Origin of the sequence: Campylobacter sp. RM15925, from assembly GCF_012978775.1 — a bacterium.
Lineage (GTDB): Bacteria > Campylobacterota > Campylobacteria > Campylobacterales > Campylobacteraceae > Campylobacter_A > Campylobacter_A canis.
The window spans coordinates 50,739-67,416 of record NZ_LIWP01000011.1 but is presented as its reverse complement, the minus strand read 5'-3'; the positions used below and the strand labels follow the sequence as shown (position 1 = coordinate 67,416).

Here is a 16,678-nt window from a genome sequence, read left to right as displayed (position 1 = left end):
AAGCCAGTGGGCAGGAAGCAGATACTAACTCCTAGTAGCATTAAGATTTATAGCGAGGCAAATTTGCCCACTGTGCCGATATTTCAGCCAAAGACTTTGCGAGATGAAGCGGTGGCCGAGCAAATTTCAAACTTGAAGCCTGATTTTATAGTTGTGGCGGCGTATGGAAAAATTTTGCCTAAAAGCATACTTGATATCGCTCCTTGTATAAATTTGCACGCTTCGATTTTGCCGAAATACCGCGGCGCAAGTCCGATTCAAAGCGCGATTTTAGAAGGCGAAAAGCAAACCGGAGTAACGGCTATGCTTATGAACGAAGGGCTTGATACAGGTGATATGCTTGATTTTGCCTATACGAACTGCGAAAACAAAATGGCGCAAGAACTTTTTAGCGAACTTGGCGATATGGCTGGCGAACTGATAGTAAAAACGCTCTTAAATTTTCAAAATTTAACCCCTATCAAGCAGGATGACAACCTCGCAACCGAATGTAAAAAGATACAAAAAACAGATGGGCTTTTTAGCTTTAATGAAGATGCGCATGAAATTTATAATAAATTTAGAGCGCTTACTCCTTGGCCGGGAATTTATCTTGAGAGCGGACTTAAAATTTTATCTTTGGAGCTATTTGAAGGCTCAAGCGGTGAAGCGGGAGAGATTTTAAGCATTTATAAAGATAGTTTTGTAGTGGGGTGCAAGAGCGGAGCCGTTAAAATTTACTCCTTGCAAGAGCCCGCCAAAAAGGCCGTCGATGCAAATTCTTATATAAACGGCAAACGCCTTAGAGCGGGCGATAAAATTTTATGATAAGAGCTGATTTTGGTAATTGAATTTGTTGATTCAATCCCGTCAACACATGAATTTGTCTGCGAAGGCGTGCGCGCGGGAGTGATAAAGCCGCCTTTTATGATCGTTGCAAACGAACAAACCAAAGGCATAGGCAGCAGAAATAACGAGTGGCAAGGATTTAGAGGGAATTTGTTTTTTTCTTTTTGTGTGGATAGGAGCTTTTTGCCAAATGATCTGCATGAGGCCTCCATATCTATTTATTTTTCGATGATTATGCGTGAATTTTTAGCTTCGCAAGGCTCTGAAATTTGGATTAAGTGGCCCAATGATTTTTACATAGAAGATAAAAAAATAGGCGGAACAATTACTTCAAAGATAAGCGAAAATTATATTTGCGGTATGGGCTTAAATCTCGTCGGTGCACCAAAAAATGCGGGTATTTTGGATATACAAATTAGTCAAAATGAAGCAGTTTGGGGATTTTGTGAATTATTAGAAAAAAAGATTTTATGGAAGCAGATTTTTAGCAAATTTAGGTTAGACTTTCAGAAATCAAAAAAATTCATCACGCATATAGACGGGCAAGAGATATCGCTGCAAGACGCAGAAATTTGCGATGATGGAGCTATTTTAGTAAATGAAAAAAAGGTGTATTCTTTAAGATGAGCGAGATAATAACCATAGCAAACCAAAAAGGCGGTGTGGGCAAAACGACCACAGCGGTAAATTTGGCGGCTTCTTTGGCGGTTGCGGAAAAGAGAGTTTTACTCATAGATATCGATCCTCAGGCAAATGCGACTACGGGAATGGGCTTTAGTAGAAATGACTATGAATACAATATCTATCACGTTTTAACAGGGCGTAAGAAGCTTTCTCAGATAGTTCTTAAAACTGAAATTCCTACACTTTTTCTAGCTCCTTCAAACATCGGCTTAGTGGGTATTGAGCAGGAATTTAACGATCAGAGCAAGGATTACAAACTAATCCTTAAAAATAAAATTGCAGAAGTTTTACACGAGTATGATTTCATCATCATCGATAGCCCGCCCGCACTTGGTAGCATAACCGTAAACGCTTTAAGTGCAAGCGATAGCGTAATCATTCCTATACAATGCGAATTTTATGCGCTTGAAGGATTGGCGCAAATTTTAAACACGGTTAAAATAATCAAAAAAACTATAAATCCGAAGCTTGCTATAAAGGGCTTTTTACCGACTATGTACAGCTCTCAAAACAACCTTTCAAAAGAGACTGTGGCGAATTTAAAGCAGCATTTTGAAAACAAGCTGTTTAAACTAAAAGACGATAGTGAGGATTTTGTGATCGTGCCTAGAAATGTAAAGCTTGCCGAGTCTCCAAGCTTTGGTAAGCCGGTGATACTTTATGATATAAAATCCCCGGGCTCTCAGGCGTATCAAAATTTAGCTTATGCGATCTTAGGATAAAAAATGGCTAAAAAGAGTAGTTTGGGACGCGGATTGGGAGCTATACTTGAAGATGTTGAGCTTGCTTATAAGGCTGAGTTAAGCGGCGGAAATCGCGATATAGTAACCGAAATTGATCTGAATTTAATAACCGAAAACCCTTATCAGCCACGAAAACACTTTGATGAGACAGCCTTAAAAGAGCTAAGCGAATCAATAAAAAGACACGGACTTATCCAGCCTATAATCGTCATACAAAAAGATGACGGATATATGCTGATAGCCGGCGAAAGAAGATTTAGAGCGACTAAAATTTTAGGTGCCGAGAAAATAAAAGCCATAGTTGCCGATATCGAGAGTAAAAATTTAAGAGAGCTTGCGCTTATTGAAAATATTCAAAGAGAAGATCTTAATCCTATCGAGCTTGCAAATTCATACAAAGAGCTTATCGATGAGTATAAGATCACGCAAGAAGGACTTGCAAACATCATACATAAGAGTAGAACTCAGATAACAAACACAATGCGGCTTTTGTCTTTAAGCCTTCATACTCAAGATCTCATAAAAGAAGGAAAGATAACCCAAGGACATGCTAAAGTAATCGTAGGGCTTGAACCAAATGATGAAAAGATGGCTGTCGATACGATAATTGGACAGAGATTAAGCGTTCGCGAAACTGAAAATTTGGTTAAAAATTTAAAAGACAAAAGCAAAGGCTCACAAAAAATCGGTTTTAAAATCGATGAAAAATACACTCAAAAGCTAGATCATTTAAAAGAGCTTCTAGAAAAACTCCAAATAAAATCAAAAATTAAAAATAGAAATTTGATACTTGAATTTAAAGATATATCGGATATTGAGAATTTTATAGGCAAAATTAGCTGAAATTTAACTGTAAAATTTAGCTAATTTTTTCCTAACATATTGTAAAATAAGTGCGATTTTTGTTTTTTAGTAATAAAATCATAATTGTCATAAGGAGATTTAATGTTAGAAATCGAATTGCCATTAGTTCTACTAACGGCGGTTGTTTTTCTAGGGCTTATCTTTGTTTTAAACAACATTCTTTACAAGCCGCTTCTCAAATTTATCGATGCGAGGAACGAGGCTATCAGGAATGACGAAGAGAGTGCTAGTAAAAACACGAGCGATCTTAGCGTTCATGAGGCTGAGATTGAGCAGATTATCTTGGCTGCTAGAAGCGAAGCGGGCAAGATAAAGCAAGACGCAATGGGTGCGGCAAAAGAGAGCGCAGCTAAGATAATCGGCGAGAAGCGTGCTGTTTTAGAAGCTGATTATGAGGCATTCATGCAAAATCTACAAACTCAAAAAGATGAGTTTAAGGCGGATCTGGTTGCAAAACTTCCTGATCTTAAAAATGTTCTTAAAACTAAACTTGCGAAAATTTAAGGAGTAAATATGAAGAAATTTTATCTTGTTTTATTTATTCCGTTTTTGCTTACTGCAAGCGAACCTAGCGGAAACGGCTATGATATCGTGGCAAGAACTATCAACTTTGTTTTATTCTTTGGAATTTTATACTATTTCATCGCTACTCCTATCAAAAACGCTTATAAGGCTAGAATACAAAGCATAGCAAATAGACTTGACGGCATCCAAAAGAAGCTTAAAGAGTCGCAAGTCAAAAAAGACGACGCCTTAAGAAGAGTTGAAGAGGCTAAAAGCAATGCGATTAGTCTTGTTGAAACTTCTAAAAAAGAGGCGATGATACTATCTGAAAAGATCAAAAACGAAACTAACCAAGAGCTTTTAAATATGGAAAAGAGCTTTGAAGAGCAGAAAGAATTCGAAAGAAGACGCATGACGAAAGTCGTGGTTGGAGAAGTTTTGAATGAAATTTTCGCAAGCGATAGTATGAAAATAGATCAAAACGAACTTGTTAATATCGTGCTTAAGAAGGTTGGCTGATGAAAGAGTTAATAGCAAAAAAATATGTCAAAGCTCTGATGGCTGAGCTAAGCAAAAGCGAGCTTGAGAAATTTATAGACAGCTTAAATGTTATTGCAAATGCGTTTAAAATTCATAAATTTAGGAATATTATAATCTCGCCCAATGTTAAAAGTTGCGAAAAAGTGAAATTTATTTTATCGCTTATTGATGAAACAGATACTAAATTTACGAATTTTATCAAGCTGCTTGGAGAAAACAAGCGTCTTGAACTTTTGCCTGCGATCGTAGCTGAGCTAATGGCTCAAAAAGCTCGCATAGATAATGTGTATCGCGGTAAAATTTATGGCAATTTTGATATCAGCGCAACTCAAATCGAGGAACTTGAGAAGAGTTTTTCAAAGAGATTTGATGCAAAAATTATGCTTGAAGCCATAAAGAGTGATTATAACGGTATAAAAATCGAGTTGGACGATTTGGGTGTGGAAGCGAGTTTTTCTATCGACAGACTCAAAGCTCAAATGACTGAATATATATTAAAAGCAATTTAAAAGGAGAAAAAGCGTGAGTGCAAAAATAAAAGCAGATGAAATTAGCGCTATCATCAAGGAAAGAATCGAAAATTTCGATCTAAACGTTGATGTTGAAGAGACTGGCAAGGTTATCTCGGTAGCTGATGGTGTTGCTAATGTTTACGGACTGAAAAATGTTATGGCCGGTGAGATGGTTGAGTTTGAAAGTGGCGAAAAGGGCATGGCTCTTAACCTTGAAGAGAGCAGTGTCGGTATAGTTATCCTCGGTAAAACCGACAACATTAAAGAAGGAAGTTCTGTAAAACGCCTCGGAAAACTTCTTCGTGTGCCTGTCGGCGACGCGCTTATCGGACGCGTTGTAAACTCTCTTGGCGAGCCGATTGATGCAAAAGGTCCGATTGATGCGAGCGAAACAAGATTCGTTGAAGAAAAAGCAAAAGGTATTATGGCTAGAAAATCAGTTCATGAGCCGCTTCAAACAGGTATCAAAGCTATCGACGCACTTGTGCCGATCGGTCGCGGACAGCGCGAGCTTATCATCGGTGACCGCCAAACAGGTAAAACAACCGTTGCTATTGATACTATTATCAACCAAAGAGGACAAGACGTCGTTTGTATCTACGTAGCTATCGGACAAAAACAATCAACTGTTGCACAAGTTGTTAAAAAGCTTGAAGAATACGGTGCTATGGATTATACGATAGTTGTAAATGCCGGCGCATCTGATGCTGCTGCGCTTCAGTACCTTGCTCCTTATGCGGGCGTAACTATGGGTGAATATTTCCGTGATAATTCACGTCACGCGCTAATCATTTATGATGACCTTTCAAAACACGCCGTAGCATACCGCGAAATGTCACTTATCCTTCGCCGCCCTCCGGGTCGTGAAGCATATCCGGGTGACGTTTTCTACCTTCACTCAAGACTTCTTGAGCGCGCAAGTAAGTTAAATGACAAGCTAGGTGGCGGTTCACTTACCGCGCTTCCTATTATCGAGACTCAAGCGGGTGACGTTTCTGCATATATTCCGACAAACGTTATTTCTATTACGGACGGTCAAATTTTCCTTGAGTCGGATCTATTTAACTCAGGTATCCGCCCTGCGATTAACGTCGGTCTATCTGTTTCTCGTGTCGGTGGTGCTGCTCAGATTAAAGCCATTAAACAAGTTTCAGGTAATCTAAGACTTGACCTTGCGCAATACCGCGAGCTTCAAGCGTTTGCTCAGTTTGCAAGCGATCTTGACGAAAGCTCAAGAAAGCAACTTGAGCGCGGTCAAAGAATGGTTGAAGTCCTAAAACAACCTCCTTACAGCCCGCTTCCTGTTGAGAATCAAGTTGTGCTAATCTTTGCCGGAGCAAAAGGCTATCTTGATGATATAGCTACTTTAAATGTTACAAAATTTGAGTCTGAGCTATATCCATATATAGAGGCAAAATATCCTGAAATTTTTGAACAAATTAGAACTAAAAAGGTGCTTGATAAAGAGGTTGAAGAGCTTTTGCATAAAGCGCTGAAAGATTTTAAAGCGACATTTGCTGTTAACTAAGGCTAAAATATGTCAAATTTAAAAGATATAAAACGAAAGATCAAGAGCGTCCAAAACACTCAAAAGACGACGCGCGCGATGAAGCTGGTTTCTACTGCTAAACTTAGAAAGGCAGAAGAGGCCGCTCGCCAGTCAAGAGTGTATGCGCTTAAGATCAATGAAGTTTTATCAGAGATAGCTTATAAGATCAACCAGTATCGCTCGGTAAATGCGGAGAGTAAATTCTTTGACATCAAAGAGAATGTAGAGAAGGTTGATATCATATTTGTTACCGCTGATAAGGGACTTTGTGGTGGTTTTAATATCCAAACTATCAAAACCGTAAGAAGAATGATAAATGAATTTAAAGCCAAAAAAGTAAAAATTAGACTTAGAGCCGTCGGCAAAAAAGGCATTGAGTTTTTCAACTTCCAAGGTATTGATCTGCTTCAGACTTATGTTGGAGTTAGTTCATCGCCAACATATGAAAAAGCTCAAAGCGTCATAAAAGATGCGGTAAATGACTTTATAAACGGAGTTACCGATAAAGTAATTCTTGTTCATAACGGCTATAAAAATATGATTTCTCAAGAAATTCGCATAAATGACATTGTGCCTGTTGAGCCACCTAAGATGGTTGAAGTAGAGACAAATTCTTTGATGGAATTTGAGCCTGAAAATGACAACAAAATTTTAGACGAGTTGCTTGAAAAATACTTCGAGTACAGCATGTATTACGCGCTTGTCGACTCTCTTGCGGCTGAGCATAGTGCCAGAATGCAAGCAATGGATAATGCGACAAATAATGCAAAAGAGCGTGTTCGTCAGTTAAATTTAGCTTATAACAAAGCTAGACAAGAGTCTATTACCACTGAGCTTATCGAGATTATCAGTGGCGTTGAATCAATGAAATAATAAAAAGGAGAATGAATGAAAGGTGTTATTAGTCAGATAATGGGCCCTGTGGTCGATGTCGATTTCAATGACTATTTGCCAAAGATAAATGAAGCTATCGAAGTAAATTATGAAGTGGAAGGCAAGCAAAACAAGCTAGTTCTTGAAGTTGCAGCTCACCTTGGAGATAACCGCGTAAGAACCATCGCTATGGATATGAGCGAGGGTCTAACTCGTGGTCTTGAGGCTGTTGCGCTTGGAGCACCTATAACAGTTCCGGTTGGCGAGAAAGTTTTGGGTAGAATTTTTAACGTTATCGGCGATCTTATCGATGAGGGCGAAAACGTAGATTTTGATAAAAAATGGTCTATCCACCGCGATCCTCCTGCATTTGAAGAGCAAAGCACAAAAAGCGAAATTTTTGAAACAGGTATCAAGGTAGTTGACCTTCTTGCTCCTTATGCAAAAGGTGGTAAGGTAGGACTATTCGGTGGTGCCGGTGTTGGTAAGACGGTTATTATTATGGAGCTTATCCACAACGTTGCGTTTAAGCACAGCGGTTATTCTGTATTTGCGGGCGTTGGCGAGAGAACTCGTGAAGGAAACGACCTTTATCACGAGATGAAAGAATCTAACGTTTTGGATAAAGTTGCCTTATGCTATGGTCAGATGAACGAACCACCAGGGGCAAGAAACAGAATCGCGCTAACAGGTCTTACAATGGCTGAGTATTTCCGTGATGAGATGGGACTTGACGTTCTTATGTTTATTGATAACATCTTTAGATTTTCTCAATCAGGTGCAGAGATGTCGGCACTTCTTGGACGTATCCCTTCAGCGGTTGGCTATCAACCTACGCTTGCAAGCGAGATGGGTAAATTCCAAGAGAGAATTACATCAACTAAAAAAGGATCAATTACTTCGGTTCAGGCCGTTTACGTTCCTGCTGACGACCTTACAGACCCTGCTCCTGCGACAGTTTTTGCTCACCTTGACGCTACAACGGTTCTTAACCGTGCTATTGCAGAGAAAGGAATTTATCCTGCGGTTGACCCACTTGACTCAACTTCACGTATGCTTGATCCACAAATTTTAGGACAAGATCACTATAGAGTTGCGCGTGGTGTTCAAGCTGTTTTGCAAAAATATAAAGACCTTCAAGATATCATTGCGATCCTTGGTATGGACGAGCTTAGCGAAGAAGATAAAGTAACCGTTGATAGAGCAAGAAAGATAGAGAGATTTCTATCTCAACCATTCTTCGTTGCGGAAGTCTTTACTGGAAGCCCTGGAAAATATGTAAGCCTAGAGGAAAACATTGCAGGATTTAAAGGAATTTTGGATGGCAAATATGACGATCTTCCTGAAGCCGCGTTTTATATGGTAGGTAATATCGACGAGGTAATGCAAAAAGCTGAAAAACTTAAAGGCTAAAATTTAAAGGAATCTTAATGAATAAATTGCATTTAGAGATTGTAACGCCTGAAGGTCTAGTTTTTTCAAATGATGTTAAGAGCGTGGTGCTTCCTGGTACGGAGGGCGAATTTGGCGTTCTCCCCGGACACGCATCTTTGATATCTTTGCTAAAGGCTGGACTTATTGACATTGAAGATGAAGATAAAAACCACGATGTAGTGGCCATAAATTGGGGTTATGTCAAAATCGATGAAGGCAAGGCTGTCGTACTTGCCGACGGAGCCGTATATGTCTCCGGAAATTCAGAAGGAGAGATAGCAAACTCTCTAGAAAAAGCCAAAGAGCTAATCCAAAGTATGAGTAGCGATACAAATGCCTTTGCATCGACAGTATCAAAGCTAGACAGCATGGCTAGAGCGAAAGTAAAATAGTGGCTGGGCTTGATATATTTTTAAACTACGTATCAAGAAGTAGTTTTATAACTATTTTCGTACTTAGTTGGCTCTCTTTGTATCTGATCATGAGCTTTACCATACTATTTTCTCGTATGGTGGGGCTTGGTCTTTGGCAAAGAAGAGAAAATGCCTCGCTTGAGTCTTTGCTTATGGGTGCTAAAACTCTTGGCAACGACTCGGCTCTTAAAAAATGCGCTTCAGGCAGAATAAACAAAGAAAAGCTTGGAATTTGCATCAGTATAGCTGAAAAGAACGCTACAAGCGGAGTTACTTGGCTTGCTATCATCGCTTCTACTTCCCCGTTTATAGGGCTTTTTGGAACTGTTGTTTCTATCCTTGAGACGTTTTCACAACTTGGGCAAGGCGGCAACTCATCCCTTGGTGTAATAGCTCCTGCTATCAGCGAGGCGTTAGTTGCGACGGGAGCGGGAATTTTCGTAGCGATACCGGCATATACATTTAACTTGTTAATTAAAAGAAAAGCTTACGAACTTATGAGTACAATCAGGCGAGAAGCCGACATACTCATAGCAAGCAAAGAAGAATTTTAATGATAAATCTTGAAGAGACTCCCGAGCTAAATATCACTCCGCTAGTTGATATTATGCTCGTGCTTTTAGCTATCCTTATGGTGACTACTCCTGCGATTATCTATGAAGAGCAGATAGTGCTTCCTGACGGCTCAAAGACCAAGTCATCGACTGCCATGCAAAAGGATCTCATGGTAATCGTTGATGCGCAAAGAAAAGTAAGGATAGATCAAAGCACTATGAGTCTGCAAGAGCTTCCCGATAATATCGTCTTGCTTGGCGCAAAATATGATAAAAATTCGCCGGTTTATATAAAGGCGGATAAAAATTTGATTTATGATGATGTTATGTTTGTTTTAAAAAGCATTAAAAATGCCGGATTTACAAAGGTGGCACTTCAAACTAATGGATAAAATTTTAAAGCCAAATTTCAATACTTTTAATTATTTTATACTCTCTTTTGTTCTTTATATTTGTATGATAGTCGGAATTTTCGTCAAACTTACTTATTTTAAGGAAGAAGCAAAAAGATATACCGATACCAAAGATGCTTTTATGGACATTACGATAGTCGAGCGTGAGCCTGATATAGTACTAAAAGCACCTGAAAAAAAAGAAGAAGTAGTAAAGAGTGAAGAGCCTGAGAAAAAAGTTGAAGAACCAAAAGAAGAGCCAAAGCCCGATACCACAAATAAACTCGTGGAGCCTGAAGTAGTCCCTGAAGCGGTACCTGAGCCAAAGCCTGTAGAAAAAGAAGAACCGAATTTAAAAGATCTTTTTAAAGACATCGACACTTCAAAGCTAAAAGAGGATAAGGTGGTTAAGAAAAAAGAGACACCAAAAGAGCAAAGCAGGATAAAACCTGAAAAAAAAGAGTCAAAGAAAGAGTCAAAAGCCGCAAGTGATGTGATAAATTCTTTACAGCTTGATAAAGTAGCCAAGACACCAAAATCGCAAAGAATAGGTGAATATAATCCTTATATAGGGGAGATAACCAGAATTTTGGAGACAAAATGGACAGCATATAAGGCTGACTCTAATGATAATGCATTGGTTGAAATTACTATAAGTCCAAATGGAAATTTTAGTTACAATATAAAACAGCTGTCATATAACAGTGAATTTAACGATAAGGTAAGAGAATTTTTACAAAAGATGACATTTGAAAAATTTCCGCCTTCTCAATTAGGAAGGCCATTTGTTTTTGAAACAACATTATTGGATAAAATAGAAAATTAAACAACGGAGGATAGATGAAAAAGATTGTATTATTACTAAGCCTAGCTATCGGCTTATTTGCTGCAGATGCAACGATAGCCATCGTAAATAAAGGGCTTGCGCTTCCTAAAATCGTTTTGCAAGATGCGACAACTATGGTTAGCGATCAAGCGTTTAAAAGCAGATTTCACAAGATCATGCTTGGAGATTTAAAGGTAAGTTCTGATTTTGAAGTGGTTGATGAATACATCCAAAGCAGCTACGAAGGGGATTTGAACACAAACGTGATGAGCGAAAAGGGCGCACAACTGATTTTTAGATACGCACTTGAAGGCTCCCCTTCAACTCCGCTTAGACTCAAAGTAAAGCTGATAAATGCCAAAACCGCTACTACACAATATGAGCGTGCTTACACTATGGACGACGGAGCCAAATTTCCGTTTTTGGCGCATAAAGCTATAGTCGAGCTTGTAAATGAGCTAAAAATGCCTCCTGTAAATTGGATGGAGAAATTTATCGTATTTGCCAAAGGAACAGGCTCAAAACAAAGCGAAATCGTAGTGGCCGACTATACTCTAACATATCAAAAAGTAATTGTTCGCGGCGGGTTAAATATATTTCCTAAATGGTCGGGAGCCGATCAAAGTGCGTTTTACTACTCTGACTACAGCGGTACAAAGCTAGTACTTTATAAATTTGAGCTGGCAACAGGCAAAAAAACTAAAATTTTAGAGACTTCAGGCGGCATGCTTGTGGCTTCTGATGTGAGCGAGAGCGGGGATAAGCTACTTCTTACTATGGCTCCACAAGATCAGCCCGATATCTACATCTATGATCTAAATTCAAAAAAGCTTAAGCAGATAACAAACTACAGCGGTATTGACGTAAACGGAAATTTTGTCGATCACGATAGCAAGGTTGTTTTCGTATCGGATAGATTAGGTTATCCAAATATCTTTTCTCAAAATGTAAATGGCGGAGCGGTTGAGCAGATGGTATATCACGGCAAAAACAACAACTCCGTAAGCGCATATCAAAACTATGTAGTTTATTCAAGCAGAGAGGATGCTAAGAGTGAATTTGGAACTAGAGACTTTAATATCTATCTTATCTCGACAAAGACAGAATATATAAGACAACTTACCGCAAGTGGCAAGAATTTGTATCCGAGATTTTCAAGTGACGGACAAAGTGTAGTATTTATCAAAGAGCTTGGCGGGCAGAGTTCTCTTGGTATAATTCGTGTCAATGAAAATAAAAGTTTTCAATTTCCGTTAAAAATAGGAAAAATTCAATCAATTGATTGGTAGGTTCGTTAAAGTTTATTTTAAAATTTATGATATAATCACCGAAATTTTTGTAAAAGGATTAATATGAAAAAAGTAGTTTTAGCTTCCGCTGTTGTTGCAGCGCTATTTATGAGTGGTTGTAGCTCTAAAAACCCTGAAGTAGATATGAGCGCAGACTCAAATCAAAACATGGGTATGATGGGTTCATCTACTGATACTATGATGAGCTCTAGTGATAGATTGCAACAGTTACTGTCTGCGATAGAAGGGCAAGTAAAGACTGTGTATTTCGATTTTGATAAATTTAATATCAAAAGCGATATGCAACCGGTCGTAAATACAAATGCAAGTTTGTTTAACCAATCAGAAGCTCAAAGCCTAACTATCAAAGTAGAAGGTAACTGCGACGAATGGGGAACAGACGAGTATAACTACGCTCTTGGTCTAAAAAGAGCTAAAGCTACTAAAGACGCTCTTGTAAAACAAGGTGTTTCAGCCGATAGAATTATGGTTGTGAGCTACGGCGAGAGCAATCCTGTGTGCTCAGATAAAACAAAAGCTTGCGACGCGCAAAACAGACGTGCTGAATTTAAAGTTCTTCCATAATCAATTATGACAAATTTTAAAAATTTAGCGGCTCTTTTTATAGGAGCCGCTCTTGCTTACTCTGCTGAAATTTCGGTATTTGATGCCGGAAATTTAGATAGTTCAAATCCTTATGGTTTAACCGACGGTGAAAAGGCTCTACTTAAAAATAAACAAAAAGTCGAAAATTTAAGTAGAAATATGAATGACGTAGAATCAACCTTAAGCGGTGCTCAAGAGCGAATAGAAGGAATTCAAAGCATCATGGACGGGATGAATTCTCGCATAACTAAAGTCGAAAAACGCTTAGATGAACTTCAAAGTAAAGTAGTAGGCGAGGAAGGCGGTGAAGGCGTTAGCTTAGAATCTCTTAGACAATACGTTGAAGAGAGTCGCAAAATACAAGAAGCTAACAATCAAAAAATAACAAAAGCCTTAAAAGATCTAAGTGCTCTTATAGACAAGATCAATTCAAACTATGTCTCAAAATCTGAGCTTAGTAAAACCGGCTCAAAGAGTGCTGAAAAAGAGCAATCAAGCGAAAGTAAAGATTCAGCCGGCTCTTCTAGTAAATCAGACTTTACTAAACAAAAAATTCAAGATGTCGCTACAGACGCAAAGAAGATGTTTGATGCAGGCAAACTTGAGGACGCAAAAGATAGGTATGAGTTTTTGATAACCAAAAACCATAAGCCTGCCGCTGCAAATTTCTACCTTGGCGAAATTTCATACCAACAAAAAGCCTACAATAACGCTATAAAATACTATCAGCAAAGTATATCGCTTTACGATAAGGCTGATTACACTCCAAGGTTGCTATATCATACCGCAATCAGCTTTGATAAGATCGGCGATACCGCAAGCGCAAATCGTTTCTACAAAGCTCTTAAACTAGGATATCCAGAGAGCAAGGAAGCTAAAGCTTCGCCTAATAGATAAGTCAATTTAGATTAATAAAATTCAGGTATAATCACATTTATTTTATTTGTAGGAGAAAATGTGAAAGATCAAGTTATATCTATGTTTTATGAGCTAAAAGATGCAAAAACAGGCGAAATTTTAGAATCAAACATGCAAACAGGAAGTCAAATTTCATTTTTGACAGGACGCGGACATATCATCCCGAAATTAGAAGAAGAGGTCAGTGTTCTTAAAGCAGGCGATAGAAAAAATATCGTTATTGAAGCTACCGAAGCTTGCGGATTGTATGATGAAAAGGCGCTTCAAACGTTACCGAAAGAGCAATTTGCAGGAATTGAGCTAAAAGAAGGCATGGAGCTTTTCGGTCAAGGCGAAGACGGCTCAAACGTTCGCGTAATCGTATCTAAAATCGGAGAGGATGACGTTACGGTTGATTTTAACCATCCTTATGCGGGTAAAGATCTTGAGTTTAATGTTGAAGTTACCGAAGTAAGAGATGCTACCGAGGATGAAATCGCAACGGGAGTAGTAGCTCAAGCGCACGCTTGCGGTTGCGGAAGTCATGGTAAAAAAAGTGGCGGTTGCTGCGGAGGCGGACATCATGACCACGATCACGGCGAAGGCGGTTGCTGCGGCGGTCACGGTCACCATCATGAGGATGATGAGTGCTGCGGTGGAGCTCATCACGATGAGCATGGTGGCGGTTGCTGCGGAAAACATCATTAAGAAATAGTAGTGAAAGCGGCTTTTATATTCCCGGGACAAGGCTCTCAAGCCACCGGGATGGGCAAAGAAATTTATGAAAATTTTAGCTGTGCAAAAGAGCTTTTGCAAAATGCAAGCGATACGCTTAAGATAGATTTTGCAAATTTGCTTTTTTGTAAAAATGAACTTTTAAGCAAGAGCGAATTTACTCAACCTGCCATAGTTTTAAACTCACTGATGTGCTATATGGCTTTTTCTTCGCGTCTAAATTCACAGTCTAAATTTAGTCTTGGACATTCTCTTGGTGAATTTAGCGCACTGGCTGTAAATGGGGCTTTTGATTATGTGGATGCGATTAAGCTTGTAAATATTCGCGGCAAACTCATGCAGGAAGCTTGTGCGGGCAAAGACGTTTCAATGACTGTTATTTTAGGATTAAAAGATGAAGTTGTAGAAGAAATTTGCACTAACGGGCAAAAAGACGGCTTTCAAATTTACGCAGCCAACTACAACTGTGACGGGCAGATCGTCGTGGCGGGGCTCAGAGAGGATTTGGCTAAATTTGAAAACGCATTTAAAGATGCCGGTGCAAAGCGAGTTATGCCTCTTAATATGTCCGTAGTTAGTCACTGCCCAATCCTAAAAAGCGCTAGCGAGGGATTGGTTTCTTACTTGCAAGCTGCTTTAAAGCCAAATTTTACCGATGTCATTTCAAACGTTACGGCCAAGGCTTACAGCAGCAAAGACGAAGCCCTTGATTTACTTAAAGATCAGCTGGTTAAACCTGTGCTTTATAAGCAAAGTATAGAAAATTTCAAAGATGAGGTTGAAATTTTCATCGAATTTGGCTCAAGCGTACTAAAAGGCATAAACAAAAAGATAACCGACAAGCCGACATACTCGGTTACGGATATGAAAAGCTTAGATGAGATTATAAATATTTTGGAGAGTAAATGATAGCGATTTTAGGGGCTATGCAAGAGGAGATCGCTCCGCTTTTAAAGGTTTTGGGCGACTATAAAGAGGTTAAGCACGCAAACAATACGTTTTATCTGGCAAATTTTAAAGGCAAAGAGCTGGTTATCGCTTATTCAAAGATAGGCAAGGTAAATGCAGCCTTGACCGCTACCGTGATGATTGAGAAATTTGGCGCTACTAAGCTTCTTTTTACCGGAGTTGCCGGCGCGCTGAATGAAAATTTAAAGATAGGCGACATGCTCTATGCCAGCTCACTTGTACAGCACGACCTTGATATCACGGCATTTGGTCATCCTTACGGCTATGTGCCCGGCACTAGTATCTTTGTGAAAAGTGATGCGAATTTAAATGCTCTTGCAGCCAAAATCGCCAAAGAAAAGGGCATAAATTTGCTCGAAGGTGTCATAGCTACAGGCGATCAGTTTGTTTGCAGTGGCGAGCGTAAAGAGTGGATCAAAACCACTTTTAAAGCCGATGCGACTGAAATGGAAGGCGCTAGTGTGGCTTTAGTTTGTGAAAGCCTTGGCGTGCCGTTTTTTATCCTTCGTGCGATCAGCGATGAGGCGGGCGGTGGTGCCGAATTTGACTTTGATGAGTTTTTGCAAAGCTCAGCCAATGTAAGCGCAGATTTTGTGCTGTCTATGGTTGAGGAGTTATGATAGAGCTTAGCAAAAAGCTCCTTCGCATAGTAGGTCAGACGAATGCGAAATACAAGATGTTTGAGGAGGGCGATAAAATTTTACTCGCCCTAAGCGGCGGCAAGGATAGCATGACACTTGCTCATCTGCTTAAGCATTTTTGCTCGGTAAGTCCGCTGAATTGGCAGTTTGAAGCCGTTACCGTAACTTACGGTATAGGCGAAAATCTTGAGCCTATAAAAGAGCATTTTAAACTGCATGAAATTCCTTACAAAGTCATTGACACACAAATTTTTGAATTCGGTAGAGAAAAAATTCGTGAAAATACGACATTTTGCAGCTTTTGCAGTCGTATGCGTAGGGGCTATCTCTACACTTATGCTCTTGAAAACGGCTTTAATAAAATCGCCATTGCGCATCATCTTGACGACGCAGCAGAGAGTTTTTTCATGAATTTTACTTATAACGGCGCTCTTAGGACTTTGGCTCCAAGATATAAGGCCCAAAACGGACTTGATATAATTAGACCTCTTATACTTGTGCGTGAGCGTCAAATTCGCGATTGTGCGATCAAAAACGAGCTTCCTATAATGAACGAAGAGGAGAGTTGTCCTGCTAAACAATATGGCGGTAAATCGCCTCGCGCAAGAGCCGAAACTAAAGCAATGCTGGCAAATTTAGAGAGCGAAAATCCGAAATTTTTCGTTTCGTTAAAATCGGCGTTTGAAAATATTCATTCGGACACGTTTTTTAAATTTGTTGAGTGAATTTTTATCTTATCTGCAAATTTGATTAGTAAAATTTGCTAAACACCACAGTCAGTAAGTGAAAAGTGTTTATAAATTTATCTTGTATAAACTTTTCTTT

General features: G+C 39.2%; 21 protein-coding genes. All 21 read left to right on the top strand.

The features are described 5' to 3' along the window. Positions 1 to 807, top strand: an 807-nt coding sequence (locus CDOM15925_RS07700) for a methionyl-tRNA formyltransferase (protein ID WP_169942786.1), incomplete at its 5' end; no start/stop codon positions are given. A 12-nt stretch (positions 808 to 819) separates the two neighbouring features. Further along, positions 820 to 1,455 (top strand): biotin--[acetyl-CoA-carboxylase] ligase, encoded by a 636-nt coding sequence (locus CDOM15925_RS07695; RefSeq protein WP_169942784.1) that lies wholly within the window; start codon positions 820 to 822, stop codon positions 1,453 to 1,455. Beyond that, positions 1,452 to 2,234 carry a ParA family protein gene (locus CDOM15925_RS07690; protein ID WP_169942782.1) on the top strand — a complete coding sequence of 261 codons (783 nt, stop codon included), beginning with the start codon at positions 1,452 to 1,454 and terminating at the stop codon, positions 2,232 to 2,234. Before CDOM15925_RS07695 ends, CDOM15925_RS07690 begins: the two co-directional genes overlap by 4 nt. A gap of 3 nt (positions 2,235 to 2,237) precedes the next feature. Next, a complete protein-coding gene (locus CDOM15925_RS07685; RefSeq protein WP_169942780.1) occupies positions 2,238 to 3,098 on the top strand; it encodes a ParB/RepB/Spo0J family partition protein in 861 nt (286 codons plus the stop codon). A 102-nt stretch (positions 3,099 to 3,200) separates the two neighbouring features. Next, a complete protein-coding gene (locus CDOM15925_RS07680; RefSeq protein WP_169942778.1) occupies positions 3,201 to 3,623 on the top strand; it encodes a FoF1 ATP synthase subunit B' in 423 nt (140 codons plus the stop codon). A 9-nt stretch (positions 3,624 to 3,632) separates the two neighbouring features. After that, complete coding sequence (locus CDOM15925_RS07675) at positions 3,633 to 4,142, top strand: F0F1 ATP synthase subunit B (protein ID WP_169942776.1); 510 nt, start codon at positions 3,633 to 3,635, stop codon at positions 4,140 to 4,142. Continuing rightward, entirely contained in the window at positions 4,142 to 4,672 is a 531-nt protein-coding gene (locus CDOM15925_RS07670; RefSeq protein ID WP_169942774.1) for a F0F1 ATP synthase subunit delta, read from the top strand. Before CDOM15925_RS07675 ends, CDOM15925_RS07670 begins: the two co-directional genes overlap by 1 nt. A gap of 13 nt (positions 4,673 to 4,685) precedes the next feature. After that, positions 4,686 to 6,203 (top strand): F0F1 ATP synthase subunit alpha, encoded by a 1,518-nt coding sequence (gene atpA / locus CDOM15925_RS07665; protein ID WP_169942772.1) that lies wholly within the window; start codon positions 4,686 to 4,688, stop codon positions 6,201 to 6,203. 9 nt (positions 6,204 to 6,212) lie between these two features. Beyond that, the gene (gene atpG, locus CDOM15925_RS07660) at positions 6,213 to 7,097 is read left to right on the top strand and encodes an ATP synthase F1 subunit gamma (RefSeq protein WP_169942770.1); all 885 of its coding nucleotides are present in this window, start codon (positions 6,213 to 6,215) and stop codon (positions 7,095 to 7,097) included. A 15-nt stretch (positions 7,098 to 7,112) separates the two neighbouring features. After that, the gene (gene atpD, locus CDOM15925_RS07655) at positions 7,113 to 8,510 is read left to right on the top strand and encodes a F0F1 ATP synthase subunit beta (protein WP_169942768.1); all 1,398 of its coding nucleotides are present in this window, start codon (positions 7,113 to 7,115) and stop codon (positions 8,508 to 8,510) included. A 17-nt stretch (positions 8,511 to 8,527) separates the two neighbouring features. Continuing rightward, complete coding sequence (gene atpC / locus CDOM15925_RS07650; RefSeq protein WP_169942766.1) at positions 8,528 to 8,923, top strand: ATP synthase F1 subunit epsilon; 396 nt, start codon at positions 8,528 to 8,530, stop codon at positions 8,921 to 8,923. Further along, positions 8,923 to 9,498, top strand: a complete 576-nt coding sequence (locus tag CDOM15925_RS07645) for a MotA/TolQ/ExbB proton channel family protein (protein ID WP_169942764.1) — start codon at positions 8,923 to 8,925, stop codon at positions 9,496 to 9,498. Before atpC ends, CDOM15925_RS07645 begins: the two co-directional genes overlap by 1 nt. Then, the gene (locus tag CDOM15925_RS07640) at positions 9,498 to 9,890 is read left to right on the top strand and encodes a biopolymer transporter ExbD (RefSeq protein ID WP_169942763.1); all 393 of its coding nucleotides are present in this window, start codon (positions 9,498 to 9,500) and stop codon (positions 9,888 to 9,890) included. The genes CDOM15925_RS07645 and CDOM15925_RS07640 overlap by 1 nt, the downstream gene beginning before the upstream one ends. Beyond that, positions 9,883 to 10,716, top strand: coding sequence for a TonB C-terminal domain-containing protein (locus CDOM15925_RS07635; protein ID WP_169942761.1), 834 nt, complete (start codon positions 9,883 to 9,885; stop codon positions 10,714 to 10,716). The genes CDOM15925_RS07640 and CDOM15925_RS07635 overlap by 8 nt, the downstream gene beginning before the upstream one ends. Before the next feature lie 14 nt (positions 10,717 to 10,730). Next, positions 10,731 to 12,005 (top strand): Tol-Pal system protein TolB, encoded by a 1,275-nt coding sequence (gene tolB / locus CDOM15925_RS07630; RefSeq protein WP_169942759.1) that lies wholly within the window; start codon positions 10,731 to 10,733, stop codon positions 12,003 to 12,005. A 63-nt stretch (positions 12,006 to 12,068) separates the two neighbouring features. Then, positions 12,069 to 12,590, top strand: coding sequence for an OmpA family protein (locus CDOM15925_RS07625; protein WP_169942757.1), 522 nt, complete (start codon positions 12,069 to 12,071; stop codon positions 12,588 to 12,590). Positions 12,591 to 12,596: 6 nt separating this feature from the next. Continuing rightward, positions 12,597 to 13,508, top strand: coding sequence for a tetratricopeptide repeat protein (locus CDOM15925_RS07620; protein WP_169942755.1), 912 nt, complete (start codon positions 12,597 to 12,599; stop codon positions 13,506 to 13,508). Between the two features lie 60 nt (positions 13,509 to 13,568). Then, the gene (locus CDOM15925_RS07615) at positions 13,569 to 14,216 is read left to right on the top strand and encodes an FKBP-type peptidyl-prolyl cis-trans isomerase (RefSeq protein ID WP_169942753.1); all 648 of its coding nucleotides are present in this window, start codon (positions 13,569 to 13,571) and stop codon (positions 14,214 to 14,216) included. 9 nt (positions 14,217 to 14,225) lie between these two features. Continuing rightward, complete coding sequence (fabD, locus tag CDOM15925_RS07610; protein ID WP_169942751.1) at positions 14,226 to 15,152, top strand: ACP S-malonyltransferase; 927 nt, start codon at positions 14,226 to 14,228, stop codon at positions 15,150 to 15,152. Beyond that, positions 15,149 to 15,832, top strand: a complete 684-nt coding sequence (locus tag CDOM15925_RS07605) for a 5'-methylthioadenosine/adenosylhomocysteine nucleosidase (protein WP_169942749.1) — start codon at positions 15,149 to 15,151, stop codon at positions 15,830 to 15,832. Before fabD ends, CDOM15925_RS07605 begins: the two co-directional genes overlap by 4 nt. After that, positions 15,829 to 16,578 carry a tRNA 2-thiocytidine biosynthesis TtcA family protein gene (locus tag CDOM15925_RS07600; protein WP_169942747.1) on the top strand — a complete coding sequence of 250 codons (750 nt, stop codon included), beginning with the start codon at positions 15,829 to 15,831 and terminating at the stop codon, positions 16,576 to 16,578. Before CDOM15925_RS07605 ends, CDOM15925_RS07600 begins: the two co-directional genes overlap by 4 nt. The last annotated feature ends 100 nt before the right edge of the window (positions 16,579 to 16,678 follow it).